This window comes from Tsukamurella pulmonis, assembly GCF_900103175.1.
Classification (GTDB): domain Bacteria; phylum Actinomycetota; class Actinomycetes; order Mycobacteriales; family Mycobacteriaceae; genus Tsukamurella; species Tsukamurella pulmonis.
Genome location: NZ_FNLF01000002.1, coordinates 3,088,433 through 3,110,953, shown reverse-complemented (window position 1 = coordinate 3,110,953; position 22,521 = coordinate 3,088,433). Strand labels below are relative to the sequence as shown.

Genomic DNA, 22,521 nt, shown 5'->3' with positions numbered 1-22,521 from the left:
GGCGTCCCCGAAACGTTCAGCCTGCTGATTAAAGCTCAGCAGGCTGAACGAATGCAAGCGGTGGAGCGAGGTGCAGTGGTGGACGAGGGAATCGCGCAATGGCCGACGGGCCGGCTGCTGTCGATGGCGGCCCGTCTGGTCGAGCACTCCTGGGAGGCCGTGCTGCGGGAGTACGACATCTCGAGCGCCGGCCTGGTCGTGCTGCACGTCGTCGCGGAGCGCCCCGCGTCGCAGCGCGAGATCGCGCGCGTCGCACGCGTGACCGACCAGACCGCGAGCCGCACCGTCGAACGACTCGAACGCAGCGGGTACGTCGCGCGCGAGCCCGATCCGGCCGACGAGCGCCGGAAAGTGGTGACCGCCACCGACGCCGGGCGCACGGTCTACCGCGAGCTCGTGGAACGCGAGCGCACCGACCCGGCGCTGATCGCCGCGCTCGGCGATTCCGAGCCGGTGCTGCGCGGCCTGCTCCTCGAACTCATCGGCTCCCAGCGCGGCGCGGGCGAGCGATGATCGAACCGCGCCGCGCCACTGAGCTCGCGCTCGGCGTGCTCGCCGACGAGCTCGTCGGCGATCCGGCCAGGTATCACCCGGTCGCGGGCTTCGGCACTCTCGCGCAGGCGCTCGAGGCGAGGATGTACGCACCGTCGCGGCTGCGGGGCGTCGCCTACACCGCGATCCTGGTGGGCGGTGCCGTCGCGCTCGGCTGTGCGGCGCGGAACGTGCCGGGCGCCACCGCGATCGGCACCTGGGCGGTGGTCGGGGGAGCGGGCCTGCGCAAGGTCGGCGCGGGCCTCGGCGCCGACCTCGAGCGCGGCGACATCGGCGGTGCGCGCGCCCTTCTGCCGAGCCTGTGCGGCCGCGATCCGTCCGTCCTCGACACCGCCGGGCTCGCCCGTGCGGCCACCGAATCCGTCGCCGAGAACACCTCGGACGCCGCGGTCGCGCCGCTGTTCTGGGGCGCCGTCGCGGGCCTGCCCGGCCTGCTCGCCTACCGGGCGGCCAACACCCTCGACGCGATGGTCGGCTACCGCAACGAGCGCTACGGCGACTTCGGCTGGGCGTCCGCCCGGCTGGACGACGTGCTCAACTACGTCCCCGCGCGGCTCGCGGGCGCGGTCACCGTCGCCCTCGCGCCGGCGGTCGGCGGGGCACCGTCGGACGCCGTTCGGGCGTGGCGGCGGGACGCGGCGAAGCACCCCAGCCCCAACGCGGGGGTGGCGGAGGCGACCGCGGCGGGAGCGCTGGGGCTGCAGTTGGGCGGCCGCACGCAGTACGCGCACGGCGTGGAACTGCGGCCCACCCTGGGCGACGGGCGCGCGCCCGAGCCGCGCGATCTGGCGCGCGCGTCGCGACTGTCGCTGGCGGTCGAGCTCGGCGCCCTGGCCGCTACTGTCCTTTGCGTCCGTATCGGTCGGCGAGCCGTGCGGCACGCGCGGCCTCGGCGCTGATCTCGGGCGGGGCGTCGTCCGACGGCTCCCCGGCCTCCGCGGTCCCGGCGTCGAAGACGGCCTTGTCCTCGCGCCGGCGCCGCACCTCCGACCACACGAAGTAGCCGATCGCGAGCGGCGCCATGATGCCGAACGCCAGCCACTGCAGGCCGTAGGAGAGGTAGGGGCCCGCGTCGAGCATCGGTAGCGGAATCGGGTCGAGACCGCCGGGCTGCCCCTCGTCGAGGTTGAGGTAGCCGGGCGCGAAGGCGATGCCCTGCGCCGGACCGATCGCCGACGGGTCGATCGCGAAGACCTGCAGATAGCCGCCCTCCGTCCGCGGGCCACGCGCCGGATCGGTCTTCTCGGGGGCTCGGACGCGCGCCTGCACGGTCACCGTGCCCGACGGTGGCGGCGCGAACTCCGGCACGACGCCGCCGGTCGGCGTCTGCACGAAACCGCGGTCCACGAGATAGGTCGCGCCGTCGTCCGCGGCGAACGGCACCAGCACCTCGTACGCGGGTTTGCCGTCCTGATTGCGGAGTCGGGCGAGGGACTGCTTGTCCGCGAGGTACTGCCCGGTGAGCACGACCCGCCGCCACTCGGCGTCCTTGGGCACGTCGGTCCGGCCCCCGAGCAGTTGCGCGGCCGGGACGGGATCGGCGTTGACCGAATCGGCGATCTGCTGATTGCGGTGACTGGTCGAGCTGTTCTTGCCCAACTGCCACGGCGCGAGCACCGACCAGCACAGTGCGGTGAAGGCGATGGCCGCGATGGCGAGGGCGATCCACCGCGGCTGGAAGATCACCTTGATCCAGCTAGGCACTGTGCTCTCGCGTCCACTCGATGAGCCCGGGCATCGCGGCCTCGACCTGCGCGAGCGTGGCGCGGAAGTCGTCGTGGTCGCCGTAGTACGGATCCGGCACGCTCTCGTGCGAGGCGCCGGGGTCGAAACCGCGCAGCAGGCGGAGGCGTTCGTCCGGGACGCCGCGGCGGCGGAGCGGCGCGATGTGGGAGCGGTGCAGTGCCACGACCAGGTCGGCTGCGAGGTGATCGTCGGTGAGCTCGGCGGCCGTGTGCGCGGTGGGATAGCCGGCCTCCGCGAGCACGTCCTGCGCCCGCGCATCCGCCGCTTCGCCCTCGTGCCAGCCGTCGGTGCCGGCGCTGGTGACCCGCACCGCATCGGCCAGCCCGGCATCGGCGACGGCCCGCTCGTAGACGATCTTGGCGATCGGCGAACGGCAGATGTTGCCGGTGCACACGAACGTGACATGCAGCGGAGTACTCACCCCTCCATCTTGCCCGACGCGTGCGAGGGCCCCGCATACGCTGGTGGACATGAAGCTGGCAGAGGTCATCGAGATGCTCGATCAGGCGTATCCGCCCCGGCTCGCGGAGGGGTGGGACAGTGTCGGACTGGTGTGCGGCGACCCGGAATCCGAGGTCACGCACGTCCTGGTCTGCGTCGACGTCACCGCCGCGGTGGTCGACGCCGCACTCGCCCGCGGCGCGCAGCTGCTCATCGCGCACCACCCGCTGCTGCTGCGCGGCGTCGACACCGTCGCCGCGAGCACGCCCAAGGGGGCGCTGATCCACCGCCTCATCCGCGGCGGGTGCGCGCTGTTCACCGCGCACACCAACGCCGACCGCGCGCGGGGCGGCGTCAACGACGCGCTCGCCGGTGCCCTCGGGCTCGAGGTCACCGGCCCCGTCGAACACCTCGACGCGCCGCTGCGCCTGGACCGGTGGGGAGTGATGGTGCCGCCCGCGCGGGCCGACGAGGTGCTGGCCGCGATGTTCGAGGCCGGGGCGGGCGAGGTCGGGGAGTACTCCGAGTGCGCCTGGCGGGTCGACGGTGTCGGCCAGTTCCGGCCCGGTGACGACGCGAGTCCCGCCATCGGCAGCGCCCGCGAGCTCACCGCGCTCGCCGAGACGCGGATCGAGCTCGTGGCGGCGCCCGCCCACCGCGAGCGCATCGCCCGCGCCCTGCGGGACGCGCACCCCTACGAGGAGCCCGCGCACGACGTCGTCGAACTGGTCGGCGCCGAGCGGGAGTGGGGCCTCGGCCGCATCGGAACGCTGCCCGAGCCGATGTCGTTGGCCGCCTTCACCGCCCATGTCGCGCAGGCGCTCGGGTCGCCCGCCCGTGCGGCCGGCGACCCGGACGCGACGATCCGCACCGTCGCGGTGTGCGGGGGCGCGGGGGACTCGCTGCTCGGCACCGTCGGGAGGCTCGGCGTGGACGCCTACGTGACCGGCGACCTGCGGCACCACCCCGTCGACGAGCACCTGCGCGCCGGCGGGCCCGCGGTGATCGACGCCGGGCACTGGGGCACCGAGTTCCCGTGGTGCGCTTCCGTGGCCGAGCTGCTCTGGCCCTACCTCGATGTCGCCGTCCACGACGCCCCGACCGATCCGTTCACGGTGCGGGCCGCGCCGACGGCGGATGCGTAGAGTGGCGCAGATGAACGCTGATCCGGCCGCCCAACGCATCCTGCTGGACCTCGCCGAGGTCGACGCGGAGATCTCCCGCCTGGCGCACCGCGCCACCCACCTGCCCGAGGACGCGGAGATCGCGGAACTCGAGAAGCGCGCCACCACCGAGCGCGACGAGTCCGTGCGGGTGTCGATCCTGGTAGAGGATCTCGATCGCGACATCAGCAAGCTGGAGAAGGAGGTGGAGCAGACCCGCCTGCGCGAGCGCAAGGACCGCGAGCTCCTCGCCTCCGGAGCGGTGCCGGCCAAGCAGCTCACCGAGATCGAGCACGAGCTCAAGGGGCTCGAGCGGCGCCAGTCGGTCCTCGAGGACGAGGAGCTCGAGCTCATGGAGAAGCGCGAGGCCGTCGCGCTCGATCAGCAGCGCGCCGAGGCCACCGTGAACGCGACGAGCGACGAGATCGCCGCGGTCGCCCGCCGCCGCGAGGAGACGCTCAAGGACATCGAGGTGGCGAAGGCCCGCACCGCCACCACCCGCGAGGCCACCGTCGGCACGCTCCCCGAGGACCTCTACGCCGAGTACGAGCGGCGGCGCGCGAGCTCGGGCACCGGAGCCGGACTCCTGCAGGCCCGGCGGTGCGGGGCCTGCCGGCTCGAGCTCGACCGCGGATTCCTGGACTCGGTGGCCCGCAAGCCCGCCGACGCGGTCGTGCACTGCGACGAGTGCGGCGCGATCCTGGTGCGGACCTTCGAGTCCGGGCTGCCGCAGCCCAGGCCCGAGGAGTGAGCGGCGCGCAGCGCGGCGGGTGGACCGTCTCCGCGCACGAGCCGACCCGGCTGATCCTCCTGCGCCACGGCCAGACCCCCGCGTCCGTCGGGCGCCTCTACTCGGGCCGCGGGAATCCGTCGCTCACCGACCTCGGTCGGGAGCAGGCCGCGCAGGCGGCGCAATTGCTCCGCGAGACGCGGATCGACGCGATCCTGTCGTCGCCGCTCGATCGTGCCCGGCAGACCGCCGAGGCCGTGAACGCCGGCCGCGGGCTCACGGTCGAGATCGAGGACGACCTGATCGAGACGGACTTCGGTGCGTGGGAGGGGCTCTCGTTCAGCGAGGCCCGCGCGCGGGACCCGGAGCTGCACGGCCGCTGGCTGGGCGACACCTCCGTCGCCGCACCCGGCGGCGAGAGCTTCGATCACGTGCACGCCCGCGTCGCGGCCCTACTGGACCGGATCACCGTCGAACACCGTGGACGCACCGTCGCGCTCGTCTCCCACGTCACGCCGATCAAGACGGCCCTGCGCATCGCGCTCGACGTCGGCCCGCAGCTGCTCTACCGGCTGCACCTGGACTTGGCATCGATCTCGATCGCCGACTTCTATCCCGACGGCGGCGCGTCGGTGCGCCAGGTCAACCGCACCGCGGCGATCTGACGCCCGCCCGCGGGGTATCCTGGTCGGCGCGGACGAGCTGACCGGGCGGCCGCGATCTCGGGAACGGCTGGAGCACCAGTACGCCCGGATCGAGGAAAGTCCGGACTCCACAGGGCAGGGTGGTTGCTAACGGCAACCCGGGGTGACCCGCGGGACAGTGCCACAGAGAACAGACCGCCCGGGCTTCGGCCCGGGTAAGGGTGAAACGGTGCGGTAAGAGCGCACCAGCGCGGCGGGTGACCGTCGTGGCTCGGTAAACCCCACCCGGAGCAAGGTCGAAGGCGGAACCCCACGGTTCCGCTGCGCGCGTGTTCGAGGGCTGCTCGCCCGAGCGCGCGGGTGGACCGCTCGAGGCACCCGGTGACGGTGTGTCCAGATGGATGGTCGCCACCCCGCCGCAGCGATGCGGCGGGGGACAGGATCCGGCTTACACGTCAGCTCGTCCGCCCCCGTCCGATCGGGCGGCTCGTCGAGCGCGCGCAAAAGCGATGGAAACCTGTCGGTGGGCCGCATTACCGTGTGAGTCATGACACACGGTGAGAGCGGTGACTGGGCGATCGAAGCGATCGGCCTGGTGAAACGGTTCGGCGATTTCACAGCGGTGGACGGGGTGAGCTTCCAGGTGCCCCGCGGTTCGGTCCTGGGGCTGCTCGGCCCCAACGGCGCGGGGAAGACCACCACGGTGCGGATGATGACCACACTGTCGCCACCCACCGAGGGCACCGCCCGCATCGCGGGGTACGACGTGCGGGAGAACCCCATCGAGGTGCGGCGCAGCATGGGGCTCACCGGTCAGGCGGCCACCGTCGACGAGATCCTCACCGGGCGGGAGAACCTGGCGATGATCGGCGGTCTCTACGGCATCCCGCGCGCCGCCCTGAAGCGGCGCAGTGCGGAGCTGCTCGAACAGTTCTCGCTCACCGCGGCGGCCGAGAAGCAGGTCAAGGCCTACTCGGGCGGCATGCGTCGCCGGCTGGACCTCGCGGTCAGCCTGCTCACCGCGCCGCCGGTGCTCTTCCTCGACGAGCCCACCACCGGTCTCGATCCGCGCGCCCGCTCCGAGCTGTGGGACGTGCTGCGCACGCTGGTGGCGAACGGCACCACGCTGCTGCTCACCACGCAGTACCTCGAGGAGGCGGATCAACTGGCCGACGAGATCATCGTCATCGACAAGGGGCGGATCATCGCGCAGGGCACCCCGCTGCAGCTCAAGGAGCGCGCCGGCGCCGCCAGCCTGGTGTTGACCGTCTCGGACGCGGCCGATCTGCCCGTCGCCCGCGACATCCTCGCGCAGCTCGGCAGTGAGGTCTTCGTCGACGAGGGCGCACGCCGGGTGAGCAGCCCCGCCAACGGGCTCGACGACCTGAACCGCGCCGGCGCACTGCTCGGGGAGAGCGGCATCAAGGTCGATGATCTCGGTCTTGCGCGGCCCAGCCTCGACGACGTCTTCCTGTCCCTCACCGGACGCCGCACCGAAACCGATGCTCCGGACGCCGAGGAGGCCACCGCATGACCGCCACCACCACCGAGGCCGCCGGCGTGGGCGGTGTGGAGACGCATCAGACCAGCCTGTGGCAGCAGTCCTGGATCATGGTTCGCCGCAGCATGATCCACACCAAGCGCATGCCCGAGATGCTCTCCGACGTCACCATCCAGCCGATCATGTTCACCGTGCTGTTCGCGTTCGTCTTCGGCTCCGCGATCCCCACCCAGGGCGTCTCCTACCGCGAGTACCTGCTGCCCGGCATCCTGGGGCAGACGATGGTGTTCACCTGTTTCGTGGTCGCGGGCGGCCTGACCACGGATCTCGAGAAGGGCGTCATCGACCGGTTCCGGTCGCTGCCGATCAGCCGCGCCTCCGTACTCATCGGGCGCAGCATGGCGAGCCTGCTGCACTCGTCGATCGGCATCGTCGTCATGAGCCTGACGGGGCTCGCGATCGGTTGGCGCATCCGCACGAATCCGGTGGACGCGGTGCTCGGCTTCCTCGTCCTGCTGCTGTTCGGCTTCGCCATGATCTGGTTCGGGATCCTCGTCGGCTGTCTGATGCAGTCCATCGAGGCGGTGAACGGCTTCATGTTCGCCACGATGTTCCCCATCACCTTCCTCTCCAACGCATTCGTCCCCACCGAGGGGATGGCGCCGTGGCTCCGCGCGATCGCCGAATGGAACCCCGTGTCCTCGCTCGTCCAGGCCATGCGCGAGCTGTGGGGCAACGACCTGCCGCTGCGCGAGGGCGCGCCCTGGTCCCTGCAGCATCCCGTGCTGGCCACCGTCCTCTGGTCGATCGCGCTGACCGCGGTGTTCGGCCCGCTGGCCGTGCGGGCGTTCAACAAGCGCACCGTCGACTAGGCTCGGGCGGGTGATCGGAGACCCCCTGCCCCCGCGCATCACCGAGCCCGAGCGTCGCCGCGAGCTGCTGGACAGCGGCGCCATCTACACGGCGCAGCGCTCCGTGCGGGGCGATGCGGTCAGCCCCGACCGGCGCCTCAAGTTCGACGGAGTGGCCCGCTACCTGCAGGACACCGGGCAGGATCACCTGCGCCACGTCGACTACGAGGACGTGCACCCGTACTGGGTGGTGCGGCGCACCGTCATCGAGATCCTCGAGGGCGGCGAGCAGCCCGACATCCTCACGGTGGAGCGCTGGGGCTCGAAGATGGGCTCGCGGTGGTGCAACGTGCGCATCGGCATCGACGGGCAGAAGGGCACGCGGATCGAGACCGAGGCCTTCTGGATCAACTTCAACATCGACACCCTCACCCCGTCGGCGCTGAGCGAGACGTTCCTGTCCACGTTCGGTGCCGCCGCCGAGCGCGGCGTGCTGCGGTGGAAGCAGTGGCTGGATCCGAAGCCCCACCCGGAGGCCGTCGAGGTGCCTTTCCTGCTGCGGGCCGCCGATCTCGACATCATCCAGCACGTGAACAACGCCGTGTACTGGACCGCACTCGAGGAGGTGCTGGCGACCCAGCCGGACCTGCGCGAGCGGTTGCCGCTGCGCGGCGTGGTCGAGCACAACTCGGCGCTGCAGCTCGAGGACGAGCCGACGCTGCTGGCGCACCGCGACGGCGACGTGCTCTACGCCTGGTTGGTCGCGGGGGATCGCACCGCCGCGGCCATGAGCGTCGAGGCGCTGGCGGAGTAGGCGTGAGCGGCATCCCGATGCGCGGCCCCGTGCCGTCGAGCGACGTCGACTTCGGGGCGGTGCGCACCGAGTTCGAGCTGACGGAGGAGTTCCCGGCGGACGCCCTCGCGGAGGCGCGGGCGGCCGTCGACCGGTGCGCCGAGGGGCGCGAGGACCGTCGCGACATCGAGTTCGTCACCATCGATCCTCCGGGGTCGAAGGACTTGGACCAGGCCGTGCACATCGCCGCCGACGGTGACGGCTACCTCGTGCACTACGCGATCGCCGACGTCGGCGCGCTGGTGCCGCCGGGCGGCGCGCTGGAGGCGGAGACCCGCCTGCGCGGGCAGACGCTGTACCTCCCCGACGGCTCGGTGCCGCTGCATCCGCGACCGCTGTCCGAGGGCCTCGGATCGCTGCTGCCCGAGCAGGACCGGGCGGCCGCGCTGTGGGAGATTCGTCTCGATGCCGCCGGTGAGGTCACCGCGGCCACGGTCCGGCGGGCCGTCGTGCGCTCTCGGGCGCAACTCGACTACGCGGGCGTGCAGGCGGATTTCGACGCGGGACGGGTGCACCCGAGCATCGCGCTGCTGCCCGAGGTCGGCGAGCTGCGCGCCCGGTGGGGGCGCGAGCACGGCGCCATCGACCTGCGGCTGCCCGCGCAGGAGGCCGTGCAGGGGCCCGACGGGTGGACCGTGCGGATCGAACCGCGCACGGATTTCGACGCCCACAACGCGCAGATCTCGCTTCTCACCGGCGTGTGCGCGGCCGCAATCATGCTCGAGGCGGGCGTGGGGCTGCTGCGCACCCTGCCCACCGCCCCCGACGACGCCGTCGACGAGTTGCGCCGGACCGCGGCCTCGCTCGGGCAGAGCTGGCCCGACGGGATCCCGGTGGGCGAGTTCCTCGCCGGCCTCGACGTCGCCACCCCTGCCGGTCTCGCGGTCATGAGCGACGCCGCGCGCCTGCTGCGGGGCTCTGGCTACGCCTCCTTCGGCACGGCGGCCGCACCGGAGCCGCCCGCCGACCGCGGGCACGCCGGTGTCGGTGCACCGTACGCGCACGTCACCGCGCCCCTGCGCCGCCTGGCGGACCGGTACGCCACCGAGGTGTGCCTCGCCGCGTGCGCGGGGGACCCGATCCCGGAATGGGCCGGCGGTGCGCTCGACGACGCCGCCGACACGATGCGCAGGACCAACACCCTGGCCAACAAGGTCGACCGGGCCTGCATCGACCTCACGGAGGCGGTGATCCTGGCCGACCGGGTGGGTGAGGACTTCGCCGCCGTCACCATGCGGGCCGATCAGGTCCTCCTCGACGAGCCGGCCGTGATCGCGCCCTGCACCGGCGGGCCGCCCGAGGGCCGCCGGGTCACGGTGCGCCTCGACACCGCGGACGTGCCCTCTCGAAAGGTCTCCTTCGCGTACGCGAAGACGCTAGCGTGAGGCCATGAGCCGCCGCCTCGTCCTCATTCCCGCCCTCGTCGTCCTGCTCGCGCCCCTGATCCCGGCCCTGGCCGCGCCCGCCGTGGCCGCGCCGGACTGTACCGACTACACCGTCATCGGCGCCGCGGGGTCCGGCGAGGGCCGCTCCTCCGGCGGACTCGGCAGCACGGTGAACTCCGCCGCACAGACCTTCGCCGCCCGTGCCCGCGCGGCGGACAAGACCGTGGCGATCCGTCCCATCTACTACCCGGCGGCCGCCGTGCCCACCGGGCTGGATCAGCTGGGCGGGTTCCTCGCCAGCATGAACACCGGCGCGGCGAACACCCAGGGCGACGTGGAGATCGTCCTCAAGGCCTGCCCGTCGACCCGGATCGTGATGGCCGGTTACTCGCAGGGCGCGGCGGCCGTGCACCGCGCGCTGCAGCGGCTCGGAGACCGCCCGCAGTTCACCGCGGCGGCGCTCATCGGCGATCCCGACCGGATCCCCAACGACACCACCCGGTACGTCGGCACGGCGCCGCGCTCGCCGGGAATGGCGCAGGCATCCGCGCTGGTCAGTGGCGCGAACCCGGCGCCGCTCCCGCCCCGCGTGGGCGGCCGCACCCTGTCGATCTGCGCGGCCGGTGATCCGGTGTGCCACTGGACCGGTGACCTCGGCACCACGGTGATAGCCTCGCACACCTCGTACTCGGGCACCGACATCGGCAACCGCCTCGCCGGCATCGCCGGTCTGTAGACCTCGGGCCGGAGGCTCACCGCAAGCGGCGCAGCATGTCCGGCAGGCTCGCCCTGGCCTGCGCGGCGCGCCGCTCCTCGATCGCGTCGATCCGTCCCAGGCGGAACGCGATCCCGGGATCGGTGGTCTCCGCGGCGAGCTCGGCCACGGCGTCGCGGGCGATGGTCGCGTCCTGGAACTCACCGAGACGGGTCTGCACCTTCGCCAAGCCCTTGACCTCGGAGCGCAGGTCGCCACGGACCACCGGGTCCACGACCGCGGAGGCGTAGCGCAGCCGCTTGGCGTGCTTGCGGATGGCGTGCACGTCGTGGTCGGTGCAGCCGGGGTCGGCGAGCAGCACCATCGACTGTCGCGCGAACGAGCGGATCCGCTTGTCCAACAGCGGTGCCAGGCTCTTGACGGCCTGCCGGTCGGCGCGCTCGCGCAGCGGTGGATCGGCGATGAAAGCGTCGATCGCGTCCAGCAGCACGAAGTACCGGTCGGACTCGAGCGCGAGGTCCACCCGGCCCCAGCCGCGGGCCTCGGCGGCTCGCTGGCGCTGGGCCAGGGCGGCACCGGCACCGTCGAGCTCACCGCCGGCCTCGAAGCCCTCGAACCGCTGTGCCAGCACCTCTGCGTCACGGACGGCACCGAGGATCGACGCCAGCAGTTTGAGTTCCGAGCTCAGCGCGGCCCGTGCCGGTCCCTCGAAGAAGCCGGAGAACTCGGTGAGCACGCTGCGCAGCTGCCGGGTCGCCACGCGCATCTGGTGCACGGAGTCCTCGCCCCGGGCGCGCACCCGCGGATCCTCGCGGAGCAGCTTGTCGCGGTAGGCCGCGAGCGCTGCGGTGAGCAGCTGACCCGCGGTGGCGTGAGAGATCTTCTTCGGCAGGTCGACGGGCCGCCGGGCGGCCTCCACGTCGATCGCGCGCGCGAGCTTGGACGCCGCATCGGGCTGCGCGCCGCCGGCGGCGCGCAGCGCCTTGTCGACGGCGACCGCGGTCTTGCGGCCCAGCGAGGTGTCGGGCACCTCGAACTCCCATTCGCGCCAGTTCTTCTCGGGACCGTCCGGGAGCAGCGAGACGGAATGCACGTGGTCGTCGACGAACTCGCCGAGGAGTTCGTCATCGACCGCGCGGCAGTACGTGGTGTGCCGCTCGTTCTCGACGATCGCGACGGGCGCGAGGGCGCGCCCGCGCACCAGGGCGCGGACGCGCCGCACCAGCTCCGCGGGAACCTCGGCCGGCGCGCCCTCGGGCGCGTCGGCGTCGTCGGCCAGCGGCACCGTCACCTCGCGACGGTCGGCACCGTCGGGCAGCTTGAGGTGCCACCCGTCGTCCTTGCCGCCCGTGCGGCGGCGCAGCGTGATCCGGTTCGCGGCGAGGTCCAGGGCTTCGGTGTCGTAGTACACCGCCACCAGGTGGAAGACCTCGTCGGTGGTGACGTGATCGACGCCCGGCACCGCCGCCAGTGACGGCGCGGCGGTCTCGGCTCCGACCTCGTACTTCGTCTCGATCTCACGCTGCTCCGCCATGCTCAGCCCTTCGCGAATCGGTCGGTGGCCTCGATGAGCGCCGATTGGATGCCCGGCTCGAAGGCCGAGTGGCCCGCGTCGGGCACCATGACCAGGTCGGCACTCGGCCACGCGCGGTGCAGGTCCCACGCGCTGCGCGCGGGGCACACCACGTCGTAGCGGCCCTGCACGATCACGCCGGGAATCCCGGCGATGCGATCGATGTCGCGCAGCAGCTGCCCCTCGTCGAGGAAGCCGCCGTTGACGAAGTAGTGGTTCTCGATCTGCGCGAACGGGATCGCGAACCGCGGATCGTCGGCGTCGGCCGCGCTCTCCGCGGTGTTGATCAGGTGGCTCGTGCTGCGCTCCCACTTCGACCAGGCCTTCGCCGCGCGCAGCGCCACCGCCTCGTCATCCGAGTGCAGCAGCCGGTGGTAGGCCGCGATCTTGTCGGCCGACGGGGCCCGGTCCGCCTCGTCGAGCGGGGCCAGGTACCCCTCCCAGTTGTCCGGGTAGACGTGCGAGGCACCGTCGTTGTAATACCAGTCCAGCTCACTGCGGCGCAGCAGAAAGATGCCGCGCAGCACCAGCTCCGTGACCCTCTCCGGGTGGGCCTGCGCATAGGCCAGGCCCAGCGTGGAGCCCCACGAGCCGCCGAAGACCTGCCACCGGTCGATGCCGAGGTGCTCGCGGATCCGCTCGATGTCGGCGATGAGGTGTGCGGTGGTGTTCACCGCGAGCCGGTCCGCGAGCGACTGCGCCGCGCTCGCGCTCGAATCGGACGGAGCATCGGCGATGTGCGGCTTCGACTGCCCGCAGCCGCGCTGGTCGAAGACGACGATGCGGTACACGGAGGGGTCGAAGAAGCGGCGGCAGTCGGGAGAGGTGCCGCCGCCGGGACCGCCGTGGATGAACACGACCGGCTTGCCGGCGGGGGAGCCGCTCTGCTCGACGTACAGCAACTGCCCGTCGCCCACGTCCAGCAACTCGGTGCTGTAGGGCTCGATCTCGGGGTAGAACTCGCGCATCAGAATCCGTGCTCCGGTCCGGGGAACTCGCCCGAGGCGACCTCCGCCACGTAGTCCTGGGCGCCGCGCAGCAGCTCGTCGCCGATGTTGGCGTACTTCTTGACGAAGCGCGCCGTGCGTCCGCGGTTGAGGCCGGAGAAGTCCTGCCACACCAGCACCTGGCCGTCGCACTGATTGCCGGCGCCGATCCCGATCGTGGGGATCGCGATCTCCTTGGTCACCTGCGCGGCCACGTCCGAGGGCACCATCTCCAGCACCACCGAGAACGCGCCCGCGGCGTCCACGGCCTTCGCGTCGAGCCGGATCTTGTCGGCCGCTTCGTCGCCGCGCCCCTGAACCCGGTTGCCGCCCAGTGAATTCACCGACTGCGGGGTGAATCCGATGTGCGCCATCACCGGGATGCCGCGGCGCTGCAGGAACTCGATGGTGGGCGCCATGTGCACGCCGCCCTCGAGCTTGACCGCCTCCGCGCCGGCCTTCATCAGCTTCGCGGCGCTGCGGTAGGCCTGTTCCGGGGACTCCTCGTAGCTGGCGAAGGGCATGTCCGCCACCACCAGCGCGTACTTCGTGCCGCGGCGCACGGCGGCGACCATCGCCGCCATCACGTCCAGCTCCATCGGCAGCGTGGAGTCGAACCCGTACACGGTGTTCGCTGCGCTGTCGCCGATCAGCAGGGCGGTGACGCCGGCCTCGTCGAAGATCGAGGCGGTCATGTAGTCGTAACTGGTGAGCATCGCCCACTTCTCGCCGCGCTCCTTGAGATCGGCGAGGTGGTGGATGCGCACTTTCTTCCGGGCCGGCGCGCTCGGCGCGTCGGAACCGCTTCCGTAGACGGGCGTTTCGCTCATCGTTGTCGTTCCCTTCGTGTCCCAGCCGGTCTCTCCGGTCCGGGCAGTCTCTAGGCCGGGTCGTGCCAGCGGTTCGTGATCGGCATCCGGCGGTCGCGGCCGAAGGCCTTGGGTGTGACCTTCGGGCCGAGCGGGTACTGGCGGCGCTTGTACTCGGCGCGATCGACGAGCCGCGCGACCTTGCGGATCAGGTCCGGCTCGTACCCGGCCTCCGCGATCTCGGCGACGCCCTGGTCCTGCTCGACGTAACGGCGCAGGATGTCGTCGAGGACGTCGTAGTCGGGCAGCGAGTCGCTGTCCTTCTGGCCGGGCCGCAGCTCCGCCGACGGCTCCTTGGTGATCGAGTTCTCCGGGATGGGCGGGGTCTCGCCGCGCTCGACGGCGACCTTGTTGCGCCAGCGCGCCAGCTCCCAGACGAGCGACTTCTCCACGTCGCGGATCGGGGCGTAGGCGCCCACCGCGTCGCCGTAGATCGTCGAATAGCCCACGGCCAGTTCGCTCTTGTTGCCGGTGGCCAGCACCAGGTGGCCGTCGAGGTTGGACAGTGACATCAGCGTCATGCCGCGGCACCGGGCCTGGATGTTCTCCTCCGCCAGGCCCGTCAGGTGCAACTGGCCGACGAAGGCCTCGACCATGTGCTCGATCGGCTCGAACCGGAAGTGGATGCCCATGCGGCGCGCCTGCTCCGCGGCGTCGTCCTTGGAGTGGTCGGAGCTGTACTTGGACGGCATGCCGACGCCGTAGACGTTGTCCGCGCCCACCGCGTCGGCGGCGATCACGGCGACCAGCGCGGAGTCGATGCCCCCGGACATGCCCAGGGCGACGGTGCGCCCACCGACCTTGTGCACGTAGTCCCGCGTGCCGGTGACCAGGGCCGCCCAGATCTGCGCGGTCTCGTCGAGGTCGGCGACGCGCGGTGCCGCGGACTGCAGCGCGGACGCGGGGCGCGCCGCGAGGCGCACCGACTCGACCGACCAGCCCGCGACAGTCTCGGCGCGGTCCCGGCCCAGGGCGGGGACGTCCGTGAAGGTGGTGGCCTCCACGAACTGCGGGCCGGGCGCCCAGTCGGAGCCGGACCGCGCGGTGAACGAGTCACCGTCGAAGACCAGCTCGTCCTGCCCGCCGACGAGGTTGACGTAGAGCACCGGCGCGCCGCCCTCGGCGACCCGCGCCGCGAGGATCTCGCGGCGCTGCGCCGGCTTGCCCACCTCGAAGGGGCTGGCGTTGAGGCACAGGACCGCGTCGACGCCGAGCTCGCCCAGCCCTGCCACGGGACCGTCGGGCCACCAGACGTCCTCGCAGATCGCGAGGCCGAGCCGCACCCCGTCGACGTCGAGGACGACCAGCCGGTCGCCGGGGGTGAACCAGCGCTTCTCGTCGAAGACGCCGTAGTTGGGCAGGAAGTGCTTGTCGTAGCGGGCGACGAGCTCGCCGCCGTGCAGCACGCCCGCGGCGTTGCGCGCGCCGCCCGTGGGATCGGTGCTCGTCTCCGGGGCGTCGGGGTCGCGATCGAGGAAGCCGACGATCACGATCAGGTCGCCGCAGCCGGCCGTGTCGAGTGAGCGGGCCAGCTCGTGCACGGCCTCGCGGGAGTCGACGGCGAAGGAGCGGCGCAGCAGCAGATCCTCGACGGGGTAACCGGTGAGGGCCATCTCCCCGAAGACGGCGACCTGCGCGCCGCGCTCCGCGGCGTCCCGGGCTGCAGCGGTGATCCGAGCGACATTCGCGTCCAGATCGCCCACGACGGGGTTGATCTGGCACGCCGCGACACGAAGGGGCGTCATGGCTCAACCCTAGCGTCCCCGGAAGCGGCGGCGCCGCGTGGCAGGATCGGGAGGATGAAGGCAGGTAAGCCCCTCCTGACCGCGACCGCGGTCCTCGTCGTGGCCGCCCTCGCGGGATGCTCGGTCCAGACCGGCGGGACCGCCGAGCCCGCCCGCGGATCCACGACCGCGGGCACGAGCACGAACCCCCGGACACCGACCGCGGTACCGGGCGTCCCGGCATCGCTGCAGCAGTACTACGGACAGCAGCTCGAGTGGGGTTCGTGCGCCGAGATGGCCCGGACCGACGACATCACCGAGTACGACAAGACCACGCTGGAGTGCGCGCGCCTGACCGTGCCGATCGATTACGACGACCCGAGCGCGGGGGAGACCAAGCTCGCGGTCGCCCGGGTCAAGGCCACGGGGCAGCGGCGGGGCTCGCTGCTGATGAATCCCGGCGGCCCCGGCGGCTCGGGCGTGCAACAGGTGGCGGGCAAATCCATGGAGGCGGGCAAGTACGAGATCGCGAACAGCTTCGACCTCGTCGGCTGGGACCCGCGTGGCGTCGGGGCGAGCTCGCCGGCCGTGAAGTGCTCGAGCGACCGCCAGCGCGACGAGAACCGGCTCTCCACACTCGCCTACGACAACTCGCCCGCCGGGATCGCCGCGCAGGAGGAGTTCAACGAGTCGCAGGCGGATCTGTGCGCCGAGAAGATGGGCAAGACGTTCCTCGCGCACGTCGGCACCGCGGACACCGTCCGCGATCTGGACGTGCTGCGCGCCGTCCTCGGCGACGACAAGCTCACCTATCTGGGCTACAGCTACGGCACGTTCATCGGCGCCATCTACGCGGAGACCTTCCCGGAGCGGGTGCGGGCCATGGTGCTCGACGGTGCCGTGGATCCGGCGGAGGACGCGATCTCCTCGTCGGTGCAGCAGATGGCCGGTTTCCAGACCGTGTTCGACGACTGGGCCAAGGACTGCGCGACCCGGACGGGCTGCCCGGTGGGACAGGACCCGGCCAGGGCCACGGAGCGCTACCAGCAGCTGGTGCGCCCGCTGATCGACCGGACGGTCCGGGGGCAGGGCGGCCGACAGCTGAGCTACAGCGACGCGACGACCGCCACCATCCAGGCGATGTACGCCAAGCAGCTGTGGGAGCCGTTGCGGCGCGGCCTGGCCGGCCTGCAGCGCGGCGACGGCACGCTGCTGCAGGTGATCGCCGATCTGTACCTCAACCGGGACGATCAGGGGCGGTACTCGCCGATGATGGACGCGAACACGGCGATCAACTGCATGGACGGCCCGGCGGTCACCGATCCCGCCGACCTGTCCCGGCTCGACACCGAGATCCGCAGGGCCGCCCCCTTTCTCGACGATGGTCGCGGCACCGGCCGCGCGGCGAAGGGCTCGTGCGCCTTCTGGGCCGCGGCGCCCACGCTCAAGCCGCACGAGGTGCGCGCGGTCGGAGCGCCGAAGCTGGTGGTGGTCTCTACCACGCACGACCCGGCCACCCCGTACCAGAACGGCGTCAACCTGGCGCGCCAGCTCGGCGCCTCGCTGATCAGCTTCGAGGGCAGTCAGCACACCGTCTCCCTGGAGGGCAACAACTGCGTCGACGACGCCGTGACCGCCTACCTGCGGGATCTGAAGGACCCGCAGGAGGGGCTGCGCTGCGCGAGCTGATCAGTTCGCGGCGAGCACCGTGATCGCGAAGATCAGGGTGTCGCCCGGTGCGGCGCCCGCACGCGGCTCGCCCTTGGGGTACCCGTCCGCGGCGGTGACGGAGGTGACCACGCGCGCGCCGACCCGCTGCCCGACGAGGGCGGCGCGGAAGCCGGGCACGACGTCGGGCAGCGCCATCTCCGCTGAGGTCGCGCGGGCGAACGCGTCGTCGAAGACGAACCCGGTCCTGCCGTTGACGCCCTGGTAGCAGACGGTGACCACCGAGTTGTCGACGATCGCGGCGCCGGTTCCCGCGTGCGCCGTGACGGTCTGCGAGCGATCGACCCGGTACGGCGTCGCGACGACGACCCGCGGCGCCGAGGTCTCGGTGGGTGGGGTCACCTCCGCGCTGCCGGTGACGCCGGCCAGCGCGATCGTGCGGGCGTCCGTCGCCGGGGTCGCCGACGGGCACACGTCGATCGCGGGCGCGGCCGCGGTGGAGGGCGGGGCCTGCGGCGACGAGCCACACGCGGCGAGCAGCAGCGTGCACGCCGGCGCCGCGACGGCGCTGAGGCGGGCGAACGGTGTGTGCACGCCGCGCACGCTACTTCCTCGCCGGGTTCGCGGCTGCGAAACGCCCGGAACCGAGGGCCTCGCATTCCGCGCGTCGTCGTCGCGGGTTGTAACACGCAGTTAACACCTCCTCGCTTAGGGTCGACGCATGGACCGGCAGCAGGAGTTCGTGCTTCGCACCATCGAGGAACGGGACATCCGCTTCGTGCGGCTGTGGTTCACCGACGTCCTCGGTTTCCTCAAGTCCGTCGCGATCGCGCCCGCCGAGCTGGAGGGCGCGTTCACCGAGGGCATCGGCTTCGACGGCAGCTCCATCGAGGGCTTCTCGCGGGTCTCGGAGGCGGACACCGTCGCCAAGCCGGACCCGTCGACGTTCCAGGTGCTCCCGTGGCTGAGCAACGACGGGGAGATGCACTCGGTCCGCATGTTCTGCGACATCGCGATGCCCGACGGGACGCCCTCCTGGGGCGACAGCCGGCACGTGCTGCGCCGGCAACTGGGCCGCGCGGCCGATCTCGGCTTCTCCTGCTACGTGCACCCGGAGATCGAGTTCTACCTGCTCAAGAAGCAGCTCGCCGACAACGGCATGCCGGTGCCCGCGGACACCGGCGGCTACTTCGACCAGGCGGTGCACGAGTCCGCGCCCAACTTCCGCCGCAGCGCGATCGAGGCGCTCGAGGCGATGGGGATCTCCGTCGAGTTCAGCCACCACGAGGCCGGGCCGGGCCAGCAGGAGATCGACCTGCGCTACGCCGACGCCCTCTCGATGGCCGACAACGTGATGACCTTCCGCTACCTCGTCAAGGAGGTGGCGATGTCCGAGGGAGTGAAGGCCTCGTTCATGCCGAAGCCCTTCACCCACCACCCGGGATCGGGCATGCACACCCACATGAGCCTGTTCGAGGGCGACTCCAACGCCTTCCACGACCCGGACGACGAGCTCCAGCTCTCCGCCACCGGCAAGGCCTTCATCGCGGGCATCCTGCACCACGCGCCGGAGATCTCGGCCGTCACCAACCAGTGGGTCAACTCCTACAAGCGGCTGGTGACCGGCGACGAGGCACCGACCGCCGCCACCTGGGGCGCGGCCAACCGCTCCGCGATGGTGCGCGTGCCCCTCTACACGCCGAACAAGTCCAGCAGCCGCCGCGTCGAGGTGCGCTCGCCCGACTCGGCCTGCAACCCGTACCTGGCCTTCGCGGTGCTGTGCGCCGCCGGCCTCGAGGGCGTCAAGGGCGGCTACGACCTTCCGGAGGCCGCCGAGGACGACGTGCGGCAGATGACCGCCCGCGAGCGCCGCTCGATGGGCTTCCGCGACCTGCCCACCGGTCTCGACGACGCGCTCGTGCTGATGGAGAAGAGCGAGCTGGTCGCGGAGACGCTGGGGGAGCACGTCTTCGAGTACTTCCTGCGCAACAAGTGGTCGGAGTGGAACGACTACCGCTCGGTGGTCACCCCCTTCGAGCTCGACCGCTACCTCTCGCTGTAGGGCGGGACCGACGGTGCCACCGACCAATCGCGAGGTCCGTCGCCCGAGCGCGGGCCGCCTCGGCCTGCTCGATGCGAACGCCGAGGACAACCTCGCCTCCCTGGGGTGGGCGAACGCCGAGTGCGCCGACGTGCTGTGGGCGCTCTCGCGGGCCGCGGATCCGGACTGGGCGCTGCGGGCGCTGGTGCGCCTGCGCGAGGCCTCCGGCACCGACTGGGCCGAGATCGATGCCCTGATCCGCTCCGACACCACCTTCCGCGGAAGGCTGTTCGGGCTGCTCGGCGCCTCCGACGCCCTCGGTGACCACCTGATCAGTCACCCCGCGTCGTGGCGCCTGCTGCGCGACACCGCGCCACTGCAGTCGCGGGACGACCTGATCGCCGCGATGCTCGCCGTCGTCGGCGCGGTGAAGGTGCCGGGGCGACGTGACGACGACCTGCTCTACCGAGCCGCCGTGACCGGTGGCGAGGCGATCGCCGCCCTCCGGGACGGCTACCGGGACCTGATGCTGGTCCTGGCAGCGCGCGACCTGGCGGAGCTGGTGGAGAACGAGCCCACGCTGCCCTTCTCGGTGGTGGGCTCGCACCTCGCCGATCTGGCCGACGCCGCGCTGACCGCGGCCCTGGCGGTGGCGGTGGCCACGGTGTACCCGGACGGCGACCCGGAAGGTCGTCTGGCCGTGGTCGCGATGGGCAAATGCGGTGCGCGGGAACTGAACTACGTCTCCGACGTGGACGTCATCTTCGTCGCCGAGCCCGCCGACGGGCTCTCCGCGCGGCTCGCCGGCGAGATGATGCGGATCGGCTCGGCCGCCTTCTTCGACGTCGACGCGGCGCTGCGGCCCGAGGGCAAGAACGGCAGCCTGACCCGCACGCTGGAATCGCATGTGGCGTACTACAAGCGGTGGGCCAAGACCTGGGAGTTCCAGGCCCTGCTCAAGGCGCGGCCGCAGACCGGCGACATGGAACTGGGATACGAGTACCTCGCCGCGGTGAGCCCCATGGTGTGGGAGGCCGCCGAGCGCGAGGACTTCGTCCAGGACGTGCAACAGATGCGCCGCCGCGTCGAGGAGAACATCGCGCCCGAGCTGCGCGAGCGGGAACTGAAACTGGGCCGCGGCGGCCTGCGTGACGTCGAGTTCGCCGTCCAGCTGCTGCAGCTGGTGCACGGCCGCACCGACGAGACGCTACGGGAGCGGAGCACTGTCGACGCGCTCGAGGCACTGACCGTCGGCGGCTACGTGGGCCGTGACGACGGGGCCAACTTCACGGCCTCCTACGAGTTCCTGCGGGGGCTCGAGCACCGCCTGCAGCTGCGCCGGATGGAGCGCACGCACCTGCTGCCCCCGGCCGATCACGAGGAGGCCTGGCGCTGGCTGGCGCGCGCCGCGCACATCCGTCCCGACGGCGACCGGGACGCCGCGGGCGTGCTGCGCGCCGAGCTCAAACGCCAGTCGGCGCGCGTGCGCAGGCTGCACACGAAGCTGTTCTACCGGCCGCTGCTCGACTCGATCGCGAACCTCGATGCCGACGCCGTGAGCCTGAGCGACGACGCGATCATCGCGCGACTGGGAGCGCTCGGCTTCCTGCAGCCGCAGAACGCGCTCGCGCACCTCAAGGCGATGGCGGACTCGTCGCGGCGCGGCCGGATCCAGACCATCCTGTTGCCCACCCTGCTCGAATGGCTCAGCGAGACGCCGAATCCCGATGCGGGACTGCTCAATTACCGCAAGCTCTCGGAGGAGCTGCGCGATGTGGAGTGGTACCTGCGGGTGCTGCGCGACGAGTCCGTGGTCGCGCAGCGGCTGATGACCGTCCTGGGTTCGTCGACCTTCGTGGCCGAGCTGCTCGCCCGTTCGCCCGATGTGATCCGCCTCTACGCCGACGGGGCCACCGGCCCCAAGCTCATCGAACCCTCGCCCCGCGAGGTCTACAACGGCATGCTCGCCGCGGTCAGCCGCGCGCACCACCGCGACCGGGCGATCGCGGTGGCGCGGGCCATGCGGCGCAGTGAGATCGCCCGCGTCGCCTCCGCCGACATCCTGGGGATGATGACGGTGCCCGAGGTGTGCGCCGCGCTGTCCTCGGTGTGGGGCGCGGCGCTCGACGCAGCGCTGGTGTCCGAGATCGCGACCTCCGTGGTCGAACGCGAGTCCAGCCGCAGCGCCTACCAACCGGGCGCGCCGGCCCGCATCGCCGTCATCGGCATGGGGCGCCTCGGCGGTCACGAGATCGGGTACGGCTCCGACGCCGACGTGCTGTTCGTCTGCGTGCCCAACGAGGGCTACGAGGAGTCGGACGCCGTCCGCTGGTCCAACCTGGTGGCGGACGCCGTGCGGACGCGACTCGGCGCACCGTCGGTCGATCCGGGGCTCGAGGTCGACACCGGCCTGCGGCCCGAGGGGCGCAACGGGCCCGTCGTGCGCACGCTGGCGGCCTACCGCGCCTATTACCGGCAGTGGGCGCAGCCCTGGGAGGTGCAGGCGCTGCTGCGGGCCACGCACGTCGCCGGCGATGAGGAGATAGCCCGCGAGTTCCTGCACATGGTGGACGAGACCCGCTATCCCGAAGGTGGCGTTTCGCCCGCCACGGTCAACGAGCTGCGGCGGGTGAAGGCGCGCGTGGACTCCGAACGCCTGCCCCGCGGAGCCGATCCCGCGACGCACACCAAGCTCGGCCGCGGCGGACTCTCCGACGTCGAGTGGACCGTGCAGCTCGAGCAGTTGCGGCACGCCAGTGCCGTTCCCGCGCTGCGCAACACCTCGACGCTCGAATCGCTCGACGCCATCGGTGCCGCGGAACTGCTGCCCGAGGCCGACGTCCAGCTGCTGCGGGAGGCGTGGCTCACCGCGACCCGCTCGCGCAACGCGCTGTTCCTGGTGCGGGGCAAGCCCGTCGACCAGCTGCCCGGCCCCGGTGCGGTGCTCTCCAACGTCGCCTACGTGGCCGGCTGGCGGGGCGACTCCCTGGACTTCCTCGACGACTACCTGCGGACCACGCGACGCGCGCGGGCGGTGGTCGACCGGGTGTTCTGGGGCGAATAGGAGTTCACCGGGCAG

General features: G+C 72.0%; 19 protein-coding genes, 1 other RNA gene and 1 pseudogene. 14 read left to right on the top strand and 7 right to left on the bottom strand.

Annotated features, from left to right (window positions below):
* The first annotated feature begins 51 nt into the window (after nt 1-51).
* Entirely contained in the window at nt 52-513 is a 462-nt protein-coding gene (locus BLQ62_RS15200) for a MarR family winged helix-turn-helix transcriptional regulator (RefSeq protein WP_068530075.1), read from the top strand.
* Nucleotides 510-1,451 (top strand): cobalamin biosynthesis protein, encoded by a 942-nt coding sequence (locus BLQ62_RS15195; protein ID WP_068568757.1) that lies wholly within the window; start codon nt 510-512, stop codon nt 1,449-1,451. The genes BLQ62_RS15200 and BLQ62_RS15195 overlap by 4 nt, the downstream gene beginning before the upstream one ends.
* Here BLQ62_RS15195 and BLQ62_RS15190 read toward each other — a convergent pair.
* Together BLQ62_RS15190 and BLQ62_RS15185 are read right to left on the bottom strand one after the other, a co-directional pair.
* The gene (locus BLQ62_RS15190) at nt 1,390-2,256 is read right to left on the bottom strand and encodes an SURF1 family cytochrome oxidase biogenesis protein (RefSeq protein WP_082756935.1); all 867 of its coding nucleotides are present in this window, start codon (nt 2,254-2,256) and stop codon (nt 1,390-1,392) included. The genes BLQ62_RS15195 and BLQ62_RS15190 overlap by 62 nt on opposite strands.
* The gene (locus BLQ62_RS15185) at nt 2,249-2,719 is read right to left on the bottom strand and encodes a low molecular weight protein-tyrosine-phosphatase (RefSeq protein ID WP_068530080.1); all 471 of its coding nucleotides are present in this window, start codon (nt 2,717-2,719) and stop codon (nt 2,249-2,251) included. The genes BLQ62_RS15190 and BLQ62_RS15185 overlap by 8 nt, the downstream gene beginning before the upstream one ends.
* A 49-nt stretch (nt 2,720-2,768) precedes the next feature.
* Here BLQ62_RS15185 and BLQ62_RS15180 point away from each other — a divergent pair, with 49 nt between their 5' ends.
* From BLQ62_RS15180 to BLQ62_RS15140, 9 genes and pseudogenes are all read left to right on the top strand, one after another.
* Nucleotides 2,769-3,884 carry a Nif3-like dinuclear metal center hexameric protein gene (locus BLQ62_RS15180; RefSeq protein ID WP_068530083.1) on the top strand — a complete coding sequence of 372 codons (1,116 nt, stop codon included), beginning with the start codon at nt 2,769-2,771 and terminating at the stop codon, nt 3,882-3,884.
* Nucleotides 3,885-3,894: 10 nt separating this feature from the next.
* The gene (locus BLQ62_RS15175; RefSeq protein ID WP_068568944.1) at nt 3,895-4,653 is read left to right on the top strand and encodes a zinc ribbon domain-containing protein; all 759 of its coding nucleotides are present in this window, start codon (nt 3,895-3,897) and stop codon (nt 4,651-4,653) included.
* Between the two features lie 17 nt (nt 4,654-4,670).
* Nucleotides 4,671-5,297 (top strand): annotated as a pseudogene (locus tag BLQ62_RS15170) (histidine phosphatase family protein); the annotation flags it as partial.
* Nucleotides 5,298-5,330: 33 nt separating this feature from the next.
* An RNA gene (gene rnpB, locus BLQ62_RS15165) (RNase P RNA component class A) lies at nt 5,331-5,743 on the top strand.
* A gap of 80 nt (nt 5,744-5,823) precedes the next feature.
* Nucleotides 5,824-6,810, top strand: a complete 987-nt coding sequence (locus BLQ62_RS15160) for an ATP-binding cassette domain-containing protein (RefSeq protein ID WP_068530087.1) — start codon at nt 5,824-5,826, stop codon at nt 6,808-6,810.
* Nucleotides 6,807-7,649 carry an ABC transporter permease gene (locus BLQ62_RS15155; protein ID WP_068530090.1) on the top strand — a complete coding sequence of 281 codons (843 nt, stop codon included), beginning with the start codon at nt 6,807-6,809 and terminating at the stop codon, nt 7,647-7,649. Before BLQ62_RS15160 ends, BLQ62_RS15155 begins: the two co-directional genes overlap by 4 nt.
* 10 nt (nt 7,650-7,659) lie before the next feature.
* On the top strand, nt 7,660-8,442 hold the full coding sequence (locus BLQ62_RS15150) for an acyl-[acyl-carrier-protein] thioesterase (protein WP_231857753.1): 783 nt from the start codon (nt 7,660-7,662) through the stop codon (nt 8,440-8,442).
* 17 nt (nt 8,443-8,459) lie between these two features.
* The gene (locus BLQ62_RS15145) at nt 8,460-9,866 is read left to right on the top strand and encodes an RNB domain-containing ribonuclease (protein WP_068568942.1); all 1,407 of its coding nucleotides are present in this window, start codon (nt 8,460-8,462) and stop codon (nt 9,864-9,866) included.
* Between the two features lie 4 nt (nt 9,867-9,870).
* A complete protein-coding gene (locus tag BLQ62_RS15140) occupies nt 9,871-10,602 on the top strand; it encodes a cutinase family protein (protein ID WP_068568756.1) in 732 nt (243 codons plus the stop codon).
* Nucleotides 10,603-10,618: 16 nt separating this feature from the next.
* Here the strand turns inward: BLQ62_RS15140 and BLQ62_RS15135 are convergent, their stop codons facing one another.
* Genes BLQ62_RS15135 through BLQ62_RS15120 form a run of 4 tightly spaced genes read right to left on the bottom strand, consistent with a single transcriptional unit; the run spans nt 10,619 to nt 15,754 of the window.
* Nucleotides 10,619-12,115, bottom strand: a complete 1,497-nt coding sequence (locus BLQ62_RS15135; RefSeq protein WP_068568754.1) for a CYTH and CHAD domain-containing protein — start codon at nt 12,113-12,115, stop codon at nt 10,619-10,621.
* A gap of 2 nt (nt 12,116-12,117) precedes the next feature.
* Nucleotides 12,118-13,122, bottom strand: coding sequence for a prolyl aminopeptidase (gene pip / locus BLQ62_RS15130; protein ID WP_068568752.1), 1,005 nt, complete (start codon nt 13,120-13,122; stop codon nt 12,118-12,120).
* A complete protein-coding gene (gene panB / locus BLQ62_RS15125) occupies nt 13,122-13,970 on the bottom strand; it encodes a 3-methyl-2-oxobutanoate hydroxymethyltransferase (protein WP_068530100.1) in 849 nt (282 codons plus the stop codon). Before panB ends, pip begins: the two co-directional genes overlap by 1 nt.
* A 50-nt stretch (nt 13,971-14,020) precedes the next feature.
* Nucleotides 14,021-15,754 carry an NAD+ synthase gene (locus tag BLQ62_RS15120; RefSeq protein ID WP_068530102.1) on the bottom strand — a complete coding sequence of 578 codons (1,734 nt, stop codon included), beginning with the start codon at nt 15,752-15,754 and terminating at the stop codon, nt 14,021-14,023.
* A gap of 54 nt (nt 15,755-15,808) precedes the next feature.
* On the opposite strand from BLQ62_RS15120, the gene BLQ62_RS15115 reads away from it, so the two are divergent.
* Nucleotides 15,809-17,422, top strand: coding sequence for an alpha/beta hydrolase (locus tag BLQ62_RS15115; protein ID WP_082756933.1), 1,614 nt, complete (start codon nt 15,809-15,811; stop codon nt 17,420-17,422).
* Here the strand turns inward: BLQ62_RS15115 and BLQ62_RS15110 are convergent, their stop codons facing one another.
* The gene (locus tag BLQ62_RS15110) at nt 17,423-17,995 is read right to left on the bottom strand and encodes an FKBP-type peptidyl-prolyl cis-trans isomerase (protein WP_160126307.1); all 573 of its coding nucleotides are present in this window, start codon (nt 17,993-17,995) and stop codon (nt 17,423-17,425) included.
* Nucleotides 17,996-18,122: 127 nt separating this feature from the next.
* Here BLQ62_RS15110 and glnA point away from each other — a divergent pair, with 127 nt between their 5' ends.
* Together glnA and BLQ62_RS15100 are read left to right on the top strand one after the other, a co-directional pair.
* Nucleotides 18,123-19,463 (top strand): type I glutamate--ammonia ligase, encoded by a 1,341-nt coding sequence (glnA, locus tag BLQ62_RS15105; protein WP_068530110.1) that lies wholly within the window; start codon nt 18,123-18,125, stop codon nt 19,461-19,463.
* Between the two features lie 13 nt (nt 19,464-19,476).
* On the top strand, nt 19,477-22,506 hold the full coding sequence (locus tag BLQ62_RS15100; protein ID WP_068530113.1) for a bifunctional [glutamine synthetase] adenylyltransferase/[glutamine synthetase]-adenylyl-L-tyrosine phosphorylase: 3,030 nt from the start codon (nt 19,477-19,479) through the stop codon (nt 22,504-22,506).
* The last annotated feature ends 15 nt before the right edge of the window (nt 22,507-22,521 follow it).